Annotated in this window: 20 protein-coding genes and 1 tRNA gene; 2 read left to right on the top strand and 19 right to left on the bottom strand. The window is 40.6% G+C overall.

The window, feature by feature from the left end:
- Positions 1-120: 120 nt before the first annotated feature.
- The 17 genes from KH364_RS05940 to KH364_RS05860 form a co-directional block, all read right to left on the bottom strand.
- Positions 121-1551 (bottom strand): histone deacetylase, encoded by a 1431-nt coding sequence (locus KH364_RS05940; RefSeq protein WP_273298956.1) that lies wholly within the window; start codon positions 1549-1551, stop codon positions 121-123.
- Entirely contained in the window at positions 1541-3271 is a 1731-nt protein-coding gene (locus tag KH364_RS05935; protein ID WP_273298955.1) for a hydantoinase/oxoprolinase family protein, read from the bottom strand. Before KH364_RS05935 ends, KH364_RS05940 begins: the two co-directional genes overlap by 11 nt.
- Before the next feature lie 65 nt (positions 3272-3336).
- On the bottom strand, positions 3337-3987 hold the full coding sequence (locus tag KH364_RS05930; protein ID WP_273298954.1) for a coenzyme F420-0:L-glutamate ligase: 651 nt from the start codon (positions 3985-3987) through the stop codon (positions 3337-3339).
- Positions 3988-3999: 12 nt separating this feature from the next.
- The gene (locus KH364_RS05925; protein ID WP_009351927.1) at positions 4000-4539 is read right to left on the bottom strand and encodes a hypothetical protein; all 540 of its coding nucleotides are present in this window, start codon (positions 4537-4539) and stop codon (positions 4000-4002) included.
- Between the two features lie 12 nt (positions 4540-4551).
- Entirely contained in the window at positions 4552-5355 is an 804-nt protein-coding gene (gene murI / locus KH364_RS05920) for a glutamate racemase (RefSeq protein WP_273298953.1), read from the bottom strand.
- Positions 5348-5767, bottom strand: coding sequence for a thioesterase family protein (locus KH364_RS05915; RefSeq protein WP_009352011.1), 420 nt, complete (start codon positions 5765-5767; stop codon positions 5348-5350). Before KH364_RS05915 ends, murI begins: the two co-directional genes overlap by 8 nt.
- A 116-nt stretch (positions 5768-5883) precedes the next feature.
- On the bottom strand, positions 5884-6228 hold the full coding sequence (locus KH364_RS05910; protein WP_273298952.1) for a YkvA family protein: 345 nt from the start codon (positions 6226-6228) through the stop codon (positions 5884-5886).
- A 19-nt stretch (positions 6229-6247) separates the two neighbouring features.
- Entirely contained in the window at positions 6248-7099 is an 852-nt protein-coding gene (locus KH364_RS05905) for a hypothetical protein (RefSeq protein WP_009352007.1), read from the bottom strand.
- 137 nt (positions 7100-7236) lie between these two features.
- On the bottom strand, positions 7237-8004 hold the full coding sequence (locus KH364_RS05900; RefSeq protein WP_273298951.1) for an SDR family oxidoreductase: 768 nt from the start codon (positions 8002-8004) through the stop codon (positions 7237-7239).
- A gap of 11 nt (positions 8005-8015) precedes the next feature.
- Positions 8016-8810: a TSUP family transporter gene (locus KH364_RS05895; protein WP_273298950.1), complete on the bottom strand. Its 795-nt coding sequence runs from the start codon at positions 8808-8810 to the stop codon at positions 8016-8018.
- Between the two features lie 65 nt (positions 8811-8875).
- A complete protein-coding gene (locus KH364_RS05890; protein ID WP_004693609.1) occupies positions 8876-9172 on the bottom strand; it encodes a YerC/YecD family TrpR-related protein in 297 nt (98 codons plus the stop codon).
- A 9-nt stretch (positions 9173-9181) separates the two neighbouring features.
- Positions 9182-9835 (bottom strand): methionine ABC transporter permease, encoded by a 654-nt coding sequence (locus KH364_RS05885; protein ID WP_273298949.1) that lies wholly within the window; start codon positions 9833-9835, stop codon positions 9182-9184.
- Positions 9816-10862, bottom strand: coding sequence for a methionine ABC transporter ATP-binding protein (locus tag KH364_RS05880; RefSeq protein WP_273298948.1), 1047 nt, complete (start codon positions 10860-10862; stop codon positions 9816-9818). The genes KH364_RS05885 and KH364_RS05880 overlap by 20 nt, the downstream gene beginning before the upstream one ends.
- A 57-nt stretch (positions 10863-10919) precedes the next feature.
- Positions 10920-11777, bottom strand: a complete 858-nt coding sequence (locus tag KH364_RS05875; protein ID WP_009351830.1) for an aminotransferase class IV — start codon at positions 11775-11777, stop codon at positions 10920-10922.
- A 166-nt stretch (positions 11778-11943) separates the two neighbouring features.
- Positions 11944-13065: an acyltransferase gene (locus KH364_RS05870; RefSeq protein ID WP_273298947.1), complete on the bottom strand. Its 1122-nt coding sequence runs from the start codon at positions 13063-13065 to the stop codon at positions 11944-11946.
- 10 nt (positions 13066-13075) lie between these two features.
- The gene (locus tag KH364_RS05865; RefSeq protein ID WP_273298946.1) at positions 13076-14893 is read right to left on the bottom strand and encodes a DUF4127 family protein; all 1818 of its coding nucleotides are present in this window, start codon (positions 14891-14893) and stop codon (positions 13076-13078) included.
- A gap of 143 nt (positions 14894-15036) precedes the next feature.
- Positions 15037-15663: a trimeric intracellular cation channel family protein gene (locus tag KH364_RS05860; protein ID WP_273298945.1), complete on the bottom strand. Its 627-nt coding sequence runs from the start codon at positions 15661-15663 to the stop codon at positions 15037-15039.
- Positions 15664-15746: 83 nt separating this feature from the next.
- Here KH364_RS05860 and tadA point away from each other — a divergent pair, with 83 nt between their 5' ends.
- Both tadA and KH364_RS05850 read left to right on the top strand, forming a co-directional pair.
- Complete coding sequence (gene tadA, locus KH364_RS05855; protein ID WP_199179778.1) at positions 15747-16292, top strand: tRNA adenosine(34) deaminase TadA; 546 nt, start codon at positions 15747-15749, stop codon at positions 16290-16292.
- Positions 16246-16336, top strand: a tRNA-Ser gene (locus KH364_RS05850). Before tadA ends, KH364_RS05850 begins: the two co-directional genes overlap by 47 nt.
- Before the next feature lie 297 nt (positions 16337-16633).
- Here KH364_RS05850 and KH364_RS05845 read toward each other — a convergent pair.
- Both KH364_RS05845 and KH364_RS05840 read right to left on the bottom strand, forming a co-directional pair.
- Complete coding sequence (locus KH364_RS05845; RefSeq protein WP_119206496.1) at positions 16634-16864, bottom strand: hypothetical protein; 231 nt, start codon at positions 16862-16864, stop codon at positions 16634-16636.
- 82 nt (positions 16865-16946) lie between these two features.
- Positions 16947-17108, bottom strand: a complete 162-nt coding sequence (locus tag KH364_RS05840; protein ID WP_273298944.1) for a hypothetical protein — start codon at positions 17106-17108, stop codon at positions 16947-16949.
- Positions 17109-17358: the final 250 nt, after the last annotated feature.

Genomic DNA, 17358 nt, shown 5'->3' with positions numbered 1-17358 from the left:
GGGGCGTTATTTCTTCTATTATATCACAATTTTTCTATTTTTTAGCACTATAAAGCATATTGTAATGTAATACCATAGTGCCGTAACATCGCTCATATGTTAACACAAATAATACTAGCACTATAGTTCATATTGTCCTTCACCAAGAGGATCTACCACAACATAACGACTTGCCCCGCCCTCTGCTTTAGCTCTTTTAGCCTCTACAATCGCATCTTGCCGTGTTTCGTCGTCCCCTTGCCAAGGGATGAACATAGCATATACACTTTGTGGCCCATAAGGTCCATATTGGCCCCGTGAAAGCACGCTATGCCAGCCTACCTTATCTTCGTACATGCGCACCTTTTCAAGGCGCTCCTCTTGTACGCCCGTTTCATCATAATACACATTATAGTGATTAGACCAAACATCTCCCGCACCTAGGCGCTCATCTTCGGCCATCTTATGGCGATTAGCCCATTGCACCTTCCATTTAGCAATGAGGTCATCTATATAGGTAGTTACATTTTGACTTTGCTTATATTTAATAGGATCAAAGGCAGGTTCTACGACCTGGCTGTAATCAAGGCCTGCCATAGATAAAATAATACCTGTATTTACATAAGGTAACGCTTCCTGTACAGAGTAACCACCTTCTAAGACAGCTATATCAGCTTGCAATAAATCTACAAGCTCGGCATAGCCTTTTGCGGTAACCTGCATATTCGCCAAAGGATCGCTAAAGTGATTATCTTGCCCTGCAGAATTGATGACGATATCCGGATTAAATTCCTCTAATATAGGTAATACTAATTCGCGCATAACCTTCATCAACCCTTCATCACCAGTGCCAGGTGGCAATGGAATATCTATATTGCCACCGATAGCTTGGGGTCCACCAAACTCATCCATAAAGCCAGTGCCTGGATATAGCGTGCGACCATCTTGATGGAAACTAATATATAGAGTATCGGGATCGTGATAGAACACATCTTGAGAACCATCGCCATGGTGCACATCTGTATCCACCACAGCAACACGTTTGATACCATATGTTTGGCGCATATGTTGAATCATAACAGCTTCAATATTTATGGTACAGAAACCACGAATACCATGTACCATAGCCATCGCATGATGTCCTGGAGGTCTAACGAGGGCAAAGGCACGGTCTACCTCTCCACGCACAACCGCATCAGCAGCCGCAATAGCGCCTCCTGCAGATACACGATGTGCTTCCGTTACCCAGGATTCTAAGTCAGGCGCACCTACATGAACACGCTCTATGGTATCCCAATCAGCTACGATAGGATTATATTCTCTAATATTCGAGATGTCTAATAAACCTTCCTCTACTATTTGATCTCGCGTATAGAGCAAACGCTCTTGTCGTTCAGGGTGAGTTTCTGAAATCTTCCAGTCAAAGGCAGGGAAAAAGACTAGACCTAAACTATGTTTTGATACAATTTTGTCCGAATTTAACGTGTCGCCTGTCTTTGTATTGGAAATCTTATTTATACCAACATTTCTGAGTCCATGGCGCTCACGATAGGACAGTCCCTTATTCCACATAGTGTTTCACCCCCGCTTCTAGTTGTACTTTCACCGTAATTAGACGTTCCATCGATTGCCAACCTTCAACAACGGGGAAATCTTCAATGCTAATAACCTCCACCTCTTGCGTTTTATCTAGTCCCAAGCGCAATGCCTCTTCAATAAGAGCCTCTTTTGCGTGCTCTACGACTTGTTCAGCTCGTTTTAAGGTACAGGCTTGCTGCTTAATACCTAACTCAGGAATGACAAGCAAGCGACGTTTTGTATCGACGTGAACGGTAAGTTCAATAGTAGATAGTGCTAATGCTGCACCAATAGCATTTGCTACAGCTGCATTTTCTGGAATGGTAACCGGTAAATTCAAATACTCGCCTATACTTGGCCCTAAGCTAGGTGCTGTACCGCCTACTACGACGATTTGAGCAGGCACAAAAACATCGGGATTTACAATATCCGCCACTACATAAACAGGTCGTTTATTTTCTGCCTGTACTACCTCATCGATGCCATGTTGAATTGTTTCTAATGCCTTTTTAACAATAAGCTGTGCTACATCTAAAGCTGACACATTATGAATACATTGCTTTTCAGAAATATGGTTCCCCAATGTATCTTCACATTCGCCGTATTTCCAATTAGCCTGTAACAGATGAGCTAACTGTTGTAAGGATTGTGTGGCAAGTTCAGCGTCCCCATAACTTGCGTGTCCTAATACGATGAGAGCATCCCCCAAGGTAGGTTCATGGCCACCTAAAGCCGCTGAAGGACCTACACGTTCAGGTCCTACCGTAATTTCACCATCTACTATGCGAACTACCGACTCACCGCCGATACCGACGGAGGTAACTGCAAAGGATCGCACTGCACTTGGATATTCACGAATGGATACGCCATTCTTCGTCATCAATGGTTTCCCCTGTTTCCAAAGGGAAATATCTGTTGTAGTTCCCCCAATATCTAGCGCTACTGTATGCGTATTACCTATAGTACCGAGAGCAGATAAACCAAGCACAGTGGCAGCCGGTCCCGTAAAAGCGGTTTCTACAGGTCGACTTACCATGTGCTCCATAGGAAGAGAGCCTCCATCGGCCTTTAATATATGAAGTGGAGCCTTAATATTTCGTGCACTCAGCGCATCTTCCACATTTTTCTTAAATACTGTAAATACGGGCGTTACAGCGCTATTAAAGTAAGCACTAATAGTGCGACGAGGAAAGTTCAAGGAACCGCTTAATAAACTGCCATTAGATATGGTATTATACGTTTCTTGTAATGTTTCTGTTATAGATAATTCCTCTTGAGGATTGCGGACTCCAAATTTTGCAGATACAGCGGCCAAATCTGTACCACTTCGTTCTTGTACCATACGAGCTATACCACGTACGCCATCGGTAGAGGTACGCTCTACAACGATACCTCTGTGGTCTGTGTAGCCTTGAAGATATATAGGGCTCACAGGAAATATGTCGTCTACATTACGACCAGGCCCTGTTACTACATACAGATCTACAACCTGCTCCTTTTTTTCTACGATGGTATTTGTCACAACTGTAGTAGATAAGGTTACTTGTTCAATATTTGATGTATCACAACTATCTAGGACTGCATCTAAGGCCTCACCTATCCCTTGCATTAGATTGTCCTTTGTAGTCCGTCTTTTAGCAGTTGATACTACGCGATGACCATCAATAATTACGGCATCGGTAAAAGTACCACCTACGTCTAAACCTAATAACATACAACCTCCTAATTACAATATAAAAAAGGCTGTACCCATCTCTATGTGATGAGTACAGCCTTCTGTTATTTACCAGATACAGATGCGTAATTTTTGATGATAACAATTGGAGTCATTTGGCTATCATTACCAAATGGATTGTCGATCAACAATTGTGCAATTTTCTTAGCATCAATGCCACGGCTTGTACCTAAGATAGCGGAGCGTTTTAAGTCATTAACGTCAGCTACTACAGCGCCATAGCAACCTGTGCGAGATACGATTTTCTCAGCTACTTTATCAGGGTTTTTAGGGCCATGTACGATATGTTTATCGAATGGAGGCATAGTGCCTGTTACATCGTCAGCCAAAGATGCTGCACGAGCAATAGCATAGAACACGCCTGGTTTACGGAAAATCTTAGCAATAGCACCTATAATAAATGCGCCTAACACCTTCCATTTACCATCTACATCCATAGCCGCTTGCATACCGTAAATGGATGCCATAGAGCCATCTGGATGGATAAAACGATTAATTAAACGAGCTTGCCAGCATACGTCTAGTTCTTCTGGACGAGTGAAATTACCTTGTGTAATAGCCACTACAGATTCGGCTACACATACGATATCTTCTGGTCCAATATTATGACCACCATATTCAACGATAGCATCTACGATGTCATCATTATCTGTAAGAATACGTGTTGGTACACATACTAACTCTAATTCTGCCATTGAAATGCCTCCTTATTGGCCTAATGCGGCCTCTACTTCTTCTGGGGTCAAACGAATACGTTGTTTATCAATGTGGTAATCTTCACGACCAACCACTTGGTAGTAAATGTCGATATTCATATATGGGAAACCCTTAATATCTTCTCGAATATTGCCACTTTTACCTATTAACGTAACATATACACGGATAGTGCCACCTTTACGTGGTTTAATGATAACAGCTTCAAAATATCCATCGTGACGTGGGCGATTAATATCCATAGCCCATGCGTCTACTTTCACAGAATCAAATTGTTCCTCAGGCAATAATGGACGTGGGAATAAGTCCATAATCGTACCATTTTGACGACCTTTATTTACGAAAGGAACGTCACAGAACAATGTAATCGATTCAAAGTTTCGATCGGATACTTGGAAATTAGTTGCTCGTTTTGGCAACAAAATAACCTTTTCATCACCTTGTTTCAATGCGAACAAACGGAATAATAAATACAGTACTGCAATAGCCACAATAATGGATACTACTACAGTTAGGATGTTATAAAACCACATAGGGCATCTCCTTTATAGTGTAATATGTTCAATGGTACGACGATTTGTATCGAGGAAGGACGCACTTAATGTGTCGCCAAGGTCAATATCTTTTGTGAAATACAGTTTCACCGTACCAAGGTTTTCTTGAGGGTTATAGAGGTTCTTATGCTCTAAAATACGACAAACAAGATTGCTCGTTTCATAAGCAGGATCTACAAACTGGATCCGACCAGCAGTTAATTCCTCTAATAAAGGTTTAACAAATGGGAAATGAGTGCAGCCCAAAACAACTACATCAATCTCACGAGATAGTAAAGGCTCTACATACTCTTCGCACACATCACGAACGAAAAAGTCATCTAAATGACCTTGCTCAATGAGACCTGCCAGTTCAGGACAAGGTTGTTCCCACACCAGCACTTCAGGATCAACTTCTAACGCGACATGCTTATGAATATGGCTGTTTACAGTAGCCACAGTAGCCATAATACCAATAGTATTACTTTTACTTTCACTAATAGCGGTTTTAACGCCTTGAGAAACCCCAATAACTGGAACGGATACGCGTTCACGTACCTCATCAAGGGCAACAACGGTGAAAGTATTACAAGCAATAACCATCAATTTAACAGGCTGCTTCTCAAGCGCCTCTGCAATACGGCATGCTAAAAACGTAATTTCATCATCACTGCGATTGCCTACAGGATTGTTGGCATTATCACCGATATAGATAAAATCTTCATTTGGAAATTGTTCTTGTAATACCTTTAATACTGATAGTCCGCCTACACCAGAGTCAAATACACCGATAGGCAATTGTTGTACATTATTCATTAGGCATCTCCTCAACAGCTGCTAACATAGGCTGATAAAAAGTATCGTCTAATCGCACAATCTTTCCTGTTGATTTCGACATAAAAGCGTTCTTAGTTTCTCCCGTTGCCAGAAGCGCACCATCACTAGCGCGTTTCATACGATAACGGAAAACCATTTGAGCACGCGTCATTTTAACCAAGTACGTTTCAATGTGAAGTTCATCATCAAAATTCGCTGGTTCTTTATAATTGCAAGATACGTTCATAATAGGAAACACAATATCCTCATTCATCATATCCCACAAGGTTACACCGATTTGACGAAGGAATTCAATACGCGCCATTTCAAACCATCTAAAGTGATTACTATGGTGCGCAATCCCCATCATATCGGTTTCGTAAAATCGTACATTTACTGAAGCAATATGCATAAATCTAGTCCTTTTTAAATAGTATACAATTTTCATTGTATATCTATTACTTTAGGGTGTCAAATAATTAAAGGCAGTTCAATCACTGTGGATCAAACTGCCTTAAATGGTAAAAGTTAGCGACTGCTACCAAATGGGAAGAATTTTTTTGCCTCTTCTTGATGACTCGTTTTAATGTAACGATTCGCAATCTTAAAGGCTATTCCGAGTACCGCCACATCATCTAACCAACCTAATACGGCAATCGTATCCGGTACAACATCAACAGGCAATACGAGATACCCTAAGGCACCTGCAATGACTGCTTTTACATATTTTGGAGTATCTTTATCTCGTAAACAGAGGAATAAGGTTATCGCTTGTTGTACAAAGGCAAGTTTCTTACCATATCGGCCAAGAAAGCCTACAAATCTTGATTCGTTAAAATACTTACCGTATTTAATAATTTTTATGGGATTCATCGTAATAATCCTTCAGCGCTTATTTGCGCAAACTACCAATTTTATCTTTCGCTGTGCTAACAGTGTTTGCAGCCGCATCTTTTGCTGTTTCTACAGCATCGGAAGCTTTAGTTTTTACTGTGTCTACTGCTACTTGCGCAGAAGCTTTAGCTACTTCTACGCCACCTTTAGCCAATTCTTTTGCTATGTCAATATTTTCTTTTGCAACATCAATTTTCTCTTTAGCTGCATCAGATACTTTAGCTACCACTTCTGCTGCATTATCATGAAGTTGATATTTTGTTTCGTTATTCCATTTATCGATAGCAGGTGTTACTTTTTCTTCGTAAACTTGTTTCAAAGTTTCTTTAGCAAGACCTGTTTCGTTAGCAATACCTGCCCATACATCGCGTTGACCTTGTGTGAAAGGAATACTAGCGCCTGCATCACGAACGATTTCAGATGCAATCGCTTTACCGCTTTCAAGGAATTCAGCAACCATTGGTTTGTAGCGTTCGATATCAGAAGGCATACCATCTTGAATCCAAATATGAGCAATTTTACCAATAGCATATGTTAAGCCAATCGCTACAGGAACGCGAACTGCTTTCAAAGGAATAAGAAGGGAAATAGCCGCTGTACCTACAGCTGTGCTAAGACCGCCAACTAAACCTACTGCAGCACCAGATTGTAATTCCACATCATAAAGATGAGCAATACGAGTTACCATGTACGTAGCATTGGCGCACAAAGCAACACTGCTGAATTTAGGGGATAACGCCAATGCTGCTGCACGACCTGCACCCCAGAAAATAAATTGTTCAACTTGATAGTCACGATCTTGAGAACCATCCATAAGTGGCTCAAGTGTTACGCCATTATATTCTGCCATAAGTATTCTCCTTTGTTGTGAACCAACTATAGGTCATATTATTAGTATTATTATACCATTCTATTGCTAGAAGTGAAATGAATTTTTCTAATTATCTATAGATTTAAAAAATAAAATAACTTCCAATATTTTCTATCTTACCAACTAGTGAGACCACCATCGATAGTCCAAGCTGCACCCGTTACAAAGGACGCTTTATTGCTCAATAAAAATACAATTACTTCTCCGATTTCATGCGGCTTGCCAATACGGCCTAATGGATAGTGTTGCCCCATTTCAGCCTTCGCAGTAGCCTTATCTTGATGAGTATTAGCAATCTGTTTATCTACTAAGGATGTATCTACATCACCAGGACATACGCAGTTAACGCGAACACCATGCGGTGCCATCTCAAGGGATAAAGATTTTGTAAAGCTCACTACCGCACCTTTAGATGCACCGTATACGGAACAGGCTACATTACCTTGTAAACCGGCATCACTAGCTACCGTTACGATGCTACCTTTTGCAGAGCGTAAATAAGGAAGCGCCGCTTGGCACAAGAAAACTGTACCTTTTACATTAGTACCAAACATTTCATCAAAAGCGGCCTCTGTTACATCCGCTAACAACTCTTCCTCATAGTAGCCAGCCGCTGTTACGAGAGCAGATACACCGCCAAATACATCAACTGTTTCTTTTACAATGCGCTGACAATCTTCAAGTTTAGATACATCACCTTGAATGTACTGTACCTTTGAAGAATAGCGGCGCAACTTAGTCTTAGCTTTTTGACCAGTTTTTTCGTTTCGGCCATTGATGACTACGCACCAACCTTCTTTCAGTAAAAGCTTGGCCGTAGCAAAGCCAATACCCGATGTACCACCACTGATCAATGCCACTTGTACATCACTTTTATGAGGCATACTTTGTCCTCCTATAACGTTGAAACATAGTCATACACTAATTTCAACAACATTACCGTCGTCACCGACAAGAATACTACACGCACTAAAGACGAGCCCTTAGCAATAGCTAAATGAGAGCCTAAATAGGCGCCTATGATTTGTCCCGCCCCTGTGGCAAGACCATATTTAATATTGACATGCCCTAAATATAAGAATACCAATAAAGACGCTACATTACTAGTAAAGTTTAATACTTTCGCATTAGCTGATGCATGTAAAAAATCAAAACCTGTAAAGATAAAGCCCATTATCAAAAATGTTCCTGTACCAGGACCAATGAAACCATCATAGGCACCAATACCAAGAGCAAAGGCCATACAAATATATAGAGCTTTACCCACTACTGCAGAAGTGCGGTTCACCTCTCCCCAATCCTTTTTGAATACCACAAAAAGGGTTACACAAACGAGCAAGATGATAATAATGGGCTTTACATATAATGGCGGTAACGATACAACCGCTAAGGTACCAATCATAGAGCCAATAAAGGTAAAGGGCAATAGTTTACGAACTAAAGAAAAATCAACCATGTGATTTCTCAAGAACGTAATCGATGCACTACCAGCGCCAAAAATACTGGATAATTTATTACTGCCCAAGGCCATACTAGGCGGAAGATTTGTTAATAACATAGCTGGTACAGAAATGAGTCCACCGCCGCCCACAATGGAGTCAACAAATCCTGCGAAAGCCCCCGCTACGGCGAGCAAAATAAGTATAAGGATATCAAATGGTAAACCTGTTACCTCAATGAGCCACTCCATATAAACCTCCTACAGATAGCACATCAACGGTCGCCAAAGGGCCACCGTTGTCATGCTAGTTTATATTATTTTGCACCTAGACGATCTAGTGCTAATGTATAGCCATCAGCACCATAGACTAGACATCGCTTTACACGGCTAATCGTTGCCGTACTCGCACCTGTTTCTTCTACGATTTTTTCATAGCTATCCCCTGCACGCAACATTTTTGCTACTTGCAAGCGTTGAGATAAAGCTTTTAATTCATTAATCGTACAAATATCTTCGAAAAATGCATAGCATTCCTCTGTATTTTCAAGTGTTAAAATAGCGGTGAATAACTCATCGTTTTGTTGACTTCTCAATTTTTCATTGATGCTCATAGGATCCTCCTACTTCTTATTCATCGCTTTAGACCAAGCATCACCAATCATTTGTACAACTTGTACCAAAATAATCAAGATGATGATGGTAGCAATCATAATGTCTGCTTGGAAACGTTGATAACCATATCGGATAGCAATGTCACCGAGACCACCGCCGCCAATAGCACCAGCCATTGCAGAGTAACCGATAAGGTTAACGATAAGAACCGTTACATTGTCAATAATCGTAGGCAATGCTTCTGGTAATAATACTTTCCAAATGATTTGGAGCGGGCTTGCACCCATGGATTGAGCCGCCTCAATAACACCAAAGTTGATATCTTTAATAGATGTTTCTACAAGGCGAGCTAAGAATGGAATGGCTGCAATTGTCAAAGGCACACAAGCTGCAGTAGTACCGATAGATGTACCTACTACCATACGTGTAAAGGGAATGATAGCAACCATCAAAATAATGAAAGGTACTGAACGCGTCGCATTTACGATGGCGCCCAACACTTTGTTAAGAGCTACATTTTCTAAGATGTGACCTTTAGACGTTACCACCAAAACGACACCGAGAGGGATACCAAGCAACATTGCCATTACCGTAGAGATGATGGTCATTTGCAATGTATCAAGGGTACCAGTTATGAGTAGATTAATGATTTGCTCTGACATAACCGATCACCTCGCTTTCAATTGGTAATGTTTTGATGTAGTCTAAGCCCTCTTGCGCATTTTCAGGATCGCCATTTAAGATGACGATAAGGCGACCAACGCATGTATTTTGGATATAGTCGATGCCACCAAAGAGGATACTTACATCGAGGTTAAAGCGTCGTACGAGACCTGCCACTACAGGTTCATCTGTAGATTGGCCTGTGAATTTAAGGCGTACTAATGGAGCTGTACCTGCAATCCATTGGTCATGCAATTCTAAATGTTCTAACGCTTCTGGTGGTAAGTTGTCACTCACAACAGAGCTAATGAATTCTTTTGTTGTATTTTCACGAGGATGTGTAAATACCTCAACAGTGCTACCTTCCTCGAGGATTACGCCACCTTCAATAACTGCTACGCGATCACAGATTTCACGGATAACATGCATCTCATGTGTAATGAGGACGATAGTGAGACCCATTTTTTCGTTGATATCTTTTAACAATTTCAAAATGGAATCTGTCGTTTGTGGATCGAGAGCAGATGTAGCTTCATCACAAAGGAGAACCTTTGGATTTGAGGCTAAGGCACGAGCGATACCAACACGTTGTTTTTGACCACCAGACAACTGAGACGGATAATTGTTTATACGGTCGCTAAGGCCTACAATTTCAAGGATTGGCTCGATACGATCTTTAATTTCAGCCTTGCTCATCCCTTGTAATTCTAAAGGGAACGCCACATTGTCATAGACTGTGCGAGAGGACAAAAGATTGAAATGTTGGAAAATCATACCAATATTTTTGCGAGCTTTACGCAATTCAGCTTCTCCAAGTGTAGTTAAGTCTGTACCATTTACGATAACAGAGCCAGATGTAGGTGCTTCGAGCATGTTAATGCATCGAATCAATGTAGATTTACCAGCCCCAGATTGACCGATAATACCAAAGATTTCGCCTTCTTTAACATCGAGACTAATATCTTTCAAGGCTTCCACACGATTAGCGCCTTCATAGACTTTACTAATGTGTTTTAATTCTATCAAAATAAGTTCCTTTCTTAAGGTAAAAGTTTTTACCATTTAATGAAATCAGCTTACCAATTAAGGCAAACCTTCTTCCATCAATTTTTCTAAAGCTTCACGTAGACGAAGTGTCACATGACCTGGTTTACCACCAGATACAGGATTTTTGTCTAGCTTGATAATCGGGATGACACCACCAATTGTATCGGTAAAGAATAGTTCGTCCGCATCATCAACAAAGGCGCGGTCGAATTCTTTTTCGATAAGAGTAATACCTAAAGATGGTGCAACGCGAGTCACAATCATTTGACGAGTAATGCCCTTCAAGATGTGATTATCTGCTGGATGCGTATACAAGATACCATCTTTTACAGCAAACACATTAGAAGTAGCGCCTTCTGTACAAATGCCATCGCGGAATAACATGGCAGTATAAGCAAATTTCTTTTCTGCTTTAGTTTGAGCCAAAATATTTGGAATCAAGTTAGTAGTCTTAACATCTACATGATCCCAACGTTCATCAGGCAATGCAATAGCCTTTACACCTTCACCCAATTTGTTCACTGCATCCATATCTAAATTACGAATGGACATGAGCATTTGTGGTTCTAGTTTAGAACGATCATATGCATGACGACGCGGTGCCACACCACGGGAGATTTGTAAATAAATATACCCCTCTTTGATTTCACTTTGCTCGATTAAGATTTCGTGCAACTCTGTTAAATCATCAGGAGTCATTTTTACAGGAATATCCATTTCACGCATAGAGCGATACAAGCGATCTTGGTGATAAGACAATGCGAAGCAACGGCCTTTTACGACGCGCACAACTTCGTATACAGAGTCACCAAACAAATAGCCACGGTCATCAATGCTGATAACTTTAGCACCTGGTTCAACGAATTCACCATTAAAATATGTTAATTCTTGCATAGGAGCACCTCTTTTTCTATTTCGTTACTCTATCAAGTAGTAATCATGGACTTATTATAACACAATTACTTTCAAATTTTCACACTTTACTTTGTGAAAGATATTATTTAGATATACAAAAATCCGCTAGGATACCATAGTTAAAAACTATATCCTAGCGGATGTATTAGTTTCCTAATATAAATTTACGCAACGGTTTAGGCACATAATTCAACGCTACTGTAGTCAAGTACGACAATCCTAGGGCCATAATATACATAGCAAGGACATTGACCACTGTATAGAGGAGATTATATTTAGCCATCATGCTAGAGATGATCAACAACCAAAATGGATGAACTAAATAGATGCCATAGGACTTATCCCCTATCTCAGACCAAATAGATTCCATAGTTACATTCATAGGCAATGTTTGGAATAAGAACAAGCTAAACATCGTGCCCAGACCAGTGTATAGAACACCCATCGGACTCATTTGATGTACTGTATAAATGGCTTCTAGTACAGTGTAATGCCATACGTCCATAACATAGTAGTAAGACCCAAGCATCAAAAGTACCGAACCTACGGCACTAGCACCTAATAAATACCGATAACGCCACATATAGTCGCACACTGTTTCATATCGTTCAGCACATACGGCACCTAAGAGGAATATCCACACATAGTGGATGACCCAATAGTTGAGTCGCATATCAAAGAGATATTTTAGCACAGGCTGATTGCTGAGGTTTTCCATCACCCAACGGCCGAGCATATACGATGATACGTAGTCGATGCCGACTTGGAGGACAAATAGTGAGACCATCCAAAATACAGGGCGTTTTAAGATGACTTTCACCATAGCACGCCACAGGGGCATCATCACGTAGAACCACAGCAAGATAACCATAAAATACAGATGATACATAGATGTACCAAAGAGTAAGTTAACCGCCAATGGCCCGGGACGTAGATTGCCTAGGTTATGCGCCGTCAGCCCCGTATAGAGCAAGTAAAATATGGACCACGCAATATATGGAAATAGCACCACCTGAATGCGGCGGTGCATAAATTCCTTATATGAGAATGGTCCCTCTACAGAGGTATGATAGAACAATCCAAATGCAGAGAGGAAGAAAAACGCAGGCACACCAAAGCGCGATAGAATTTCTAAGACGCTAATGAGTTCCAAATTTACAAAAGGGTTTTGCAATGCGTAAGAGCCAACATGAATGCCGATAACACCGAGCATACAAAGGCCACGCATATAAGTAATTTCCGGTAAAAATGCTTTTTTCATAGCCATTCCCTATTCATTATTGACCAGGTACAACTGCAGGTGTCGGTACAATGCGTGGACCTAGAGATGTAGTAGCTGGTTGTTTAACTACTGGAGCAGCAGATGCTGTTGTTTTAGGAGCTTCAGCTTTTGCTGGTTGTGTAGGTGCAGCTTGGCCATTAGCTTCTGCCGCCGCTTTTGCAGCTGCTTCTGCTTTAGCTTTAGCTTCTGCTTCAGCTTTAATACGCGCTTCTTCTTCGCGTTTCAAGCGCAATTCTTTTTCAAGAGGTACCACTGGTTTGTCATAAACAGTGATATCTGTTTCAAACAGACGGCCCCATGGGAATGTAGCTTTTACTGTACGAGGATCTACTTTCAAGTATTTTTCAGCGAAATCTTGAATACGTTCACCTAAGTAGCTTTCAAGGCGTTCGTTCAACTCGCCAGAGTAACGTACATTATCTGTACGGATAGAGTCTTGCATACGGTAAATATCTTTACGGATATTCGCTTGGTACGCCCAGTTATCCAAATATTGTTGAGTCAACATTTTGCGGTGACCTTCTGGGCTCATAGTTTTGAGCAATACCCCTTGCGCAATGGCGTAGCCTACCGTATTACTTGCGGTATTCCAACCATTGTACGCACCGATTTTGTATAACATATCGCGTTTATACATAGCAGATACTAATGTATTGTCCGCACCATTGTTATAAGCAATATCAGCAACGCTTACGTTTACACCAGAATCAACAGCTTGTTGAATTCGATCTACGAAAGCATTTGTAGAATTAGAAATCATCGGGAAGTTCTCGAAGCTTTCAGATTCACCAGTGCTTGTAGTAAGTGGTGTATTTACTGCTAACAACACAGTTGGTTTACCTTGTGTCACCATAGTGCCACCTACGGCCTCAACGTGTTGAGCAATTGTTTTATCAATCGTTTGGTCTTCGTAACCTGGCAATGTTTTACCGCCACCACCGAGTGGGTAAATTACAGAAAATGTAGGTTTTTCAGTACTTTCGTCTGTACGAGAACGAGCCATCAACAAGAGCCCAAGTTGGTCGGCACCAGGGAAGCTACCATATTTCTCAACAGGAATATCCTTGGAATATTTGCTGAGGTAACGACCTTCTAATGCAGATTGGGATAATTGAGATGTATCATCATGGCCCAATGCAAAGTAATCGAATACACCGCTACGAGTTTCGTCGATCAACTCTTTGTTGATTTTCATATTCTTTTGACGGCGATCAAACCAGTCTTGTAAGTACTCAACAGGAACAGAGGCTTGAAGGCTCATCAATTTTTGAGTTTCCTCTTGTGTTAAGGAGCCAGAGTCTAATTTATCTTGCAATGCTGCAATTTGGAAGATAGTAGGACCATATTCAGCATAGTAAGCTGGTTCAGTACCGCCACCACTAGCACGTGGAGAACGCATTACAGTGCCAAAGCCATAAATACGTACATTTTTATGACGTGCTTTTAAGCCTTCAATACGTTTTAAACGACTTTCTAAAGTGCTAAGTGGAATGTTATGTTTACGAGAGTCTACAAGACCACCATAAATAAGAGTATCTGTGCTCAATACCATAACATCTGCACGGCCTGCATTTTGTTCAACCCAAGCCATAATTTGGTCAGCTTGACCTTGGTATGTTTTACCAGAAATCAAGTTTTGAGGTGGTGTCAACACAGTCATCCCCGCTTCACGCGCTGTATCAACTGTATATTGCAAGCTTACAGGGCGATCATCTTGAGGGACATATAATACGGTTTCCGCATCAATATTGATGGATGTACCGGTAGCAATAGCTGTTGCCATTAATGCTACTTTCAACCATTTATTCGTCATGAATCAAATCTCCTTCTGTGTACGCGAGTACTCCCGACTCGCAAAATTAACTGTTATATAATACTCTCTTTTTCTGACACTTTTATGAAATGCTCAATAGAATAATTATATCACTTGCACAATAATTCGCAAACATTGAGGAATTATCGCACCTTTGGCAAGCTCCAGTTATATTTTATGGCTAGTAATCGAATCACTAGTACGACGGTAAAAGCTCCGTATACGGCCTCTCCAGCCCAACTAGAAATAACCATTAAATAATAAACGATACCGCCAAAGATACTTGGAAGTGCGTACACATCTTCTTTCAGAACGGACGGAATCCGTTGTGCCAACATGTCACGGATAATACCGCCCCCAACGGCAGTAATTGTCCCTAGTAATACAATGAAAATCGGCAACTCAGGATAGAGTTTAAATCCAGCAGAGGCGCCGGTTACTGTAAAGGACGCCAAACCTAATGCATCAGCTAACAAATAACCTGCTCGACTGCGAGGCCCCATCGCATGTTTACGATAGCGGCTATTATACATAATAAACACGATGATAGTGACAGAAATAACCACTGTCACATATACAACATTGCGCAATGAGTTAGGCGGAAAATATCCGAGCAAAACATCCCGCACAATGCCACCGCCAATGGCCGTAGCCAACGCCAATACAGCCATACCGAAAATATCCATTTTTCGTGCTACCCCAACGAGCGCGCCAGAGATAGCAAAGGCAATGGTGCCAATCATATCAAACATATACCATATAATATCCATAATACCCTCACACAATCTATTCGCATTACTGCGTACACTATGATAGACTTTATGTAAGATATTATACATTAAGAGGTATGAGAATGACAAAAGACATTACACCTATAGAGATAGAAAACATGGATGAGCGTACTCGAGATGAGTATTTCATGGCCATTGCTATGGAAGAGGCACGCAAGGCTTATAGCCTTGGAGAGATTCCCATTGGCGCCATTCTTGTAAAAGATAATACAGTCGTGTCACGCCACCATAATCGTCGTGAATTAGATCATGATGCAACAGCTCATGCAGAGGTCCTCGTAATCCGCGAAGCATGCGATGTTCTCAAGCGCTGGCGGTTGACTGGTTGTACCCTGTATGTTACGATAGAGCCGTGTCCGATGTGCGCTGGAGCCATTATTAACAGTCGTATAGACCGTGTTGTATATGGTGCTAGTGATTACAAAGGAGGCGCCGTAGAATCGCTATTCAATGTGCTCTCTCATCCAGGATTAAATCACGAACCTGAACTGGCATCAGGTGTGCTAGGTGATGAATGTAGCCAAATTATGAAAGACTTCTTTAAAGAGCGCCGTAAAGCACGGAGGAGTACCCAAGAGGCTGAAGGGTCCGCACTCGAAATGCGGTAGGTCGGGCAACCGGCGCGGGGGTTCAAATCCCTCCTCCTCTGCCATTCTTTTAAATGACAATGATAGAGATACAATAGATAAACCTAGATACACATAATACAGATGTTATCTAGGTTTTCTTATATTATTGAGTGAATTTTGTGTATCAATCATTCTCTATTATATGGTGGTATTTGCCCCATTTATTGCCCCATGACATTTTACAAAATCATATAATCATCTCTTACACCTTGCTATATTGGTAGGGTGTTTTATTTTACACCAATAAAAATACGCCCAATCATCACACATGAAAGGGCGTAAAATGCTTATAAAAAAGAGTTATACATATTGCATAACTCTTAATACCAATATAATGTTTCTTCTTTAGGAAATGAGTTTAAACTTCCGTATTCCTCCAATTTATTTAAAGCGTGTACTGTATGCCACTCACTACCTTGCAATGGTTCTTTAACAATAGCCACATTGCTTTTACGATCTAATTCTATTATGCCATACTCAGCACTAGCGTTAGGGTGAAACTCATATATAGCTTTTTCTTCATTTAGTTTTATTAATATAAGAGATAACATTTTACCACTCTTTCCATATCATTTAAGTTCATTATACATAGTATTAGGCGTAAACAAAAAGCACATACGATTATGCATGTGCTTAAAAGTCATATTTTTTTAAAATTTCATCAATTTGTGCCTGTTCTTCTTCAGTAATTATATCATCTGGAGTTTTTGTTACAGGCAAATCGGCATATTGACTATCGTCCACCAATAAGAATGGTATATCCTTCTTTTTATTTTTATTTTTCTTCTTCTTCATATTTATCCTCTTTCCTATCGTTTAAGTTTATTATACATAGTATTAAAACAAGATACAATATTAAGGCCTAGTCATTACTAGGCCTTTTTAGTAATAAAGTAAATATGCGTTCTACCGTCTTTATCTACTTTTTCTCTATACTTTAATGATTTATCACTTATCAATAACTTTATGATAGGATTGAGGCGGATATACTCCGCCTCGTTACTGCATGAGAAATGTATCTATATTTATCAATACTTTAGTAACT

The sequence above is a fragment of the Veillonella sp. oral taxon 158 genome, from assembly GCF_018376515.1.
Classification (GTDB): domain Bacteria; phylum Bacillota; class Negativicutes; order Veillonellales; family Veillonellaceae; genus Veillonella; species Veillonella rogosae.
This window is presented reverse-complemented; position numbering and strand designations above follow the sequence as displayed.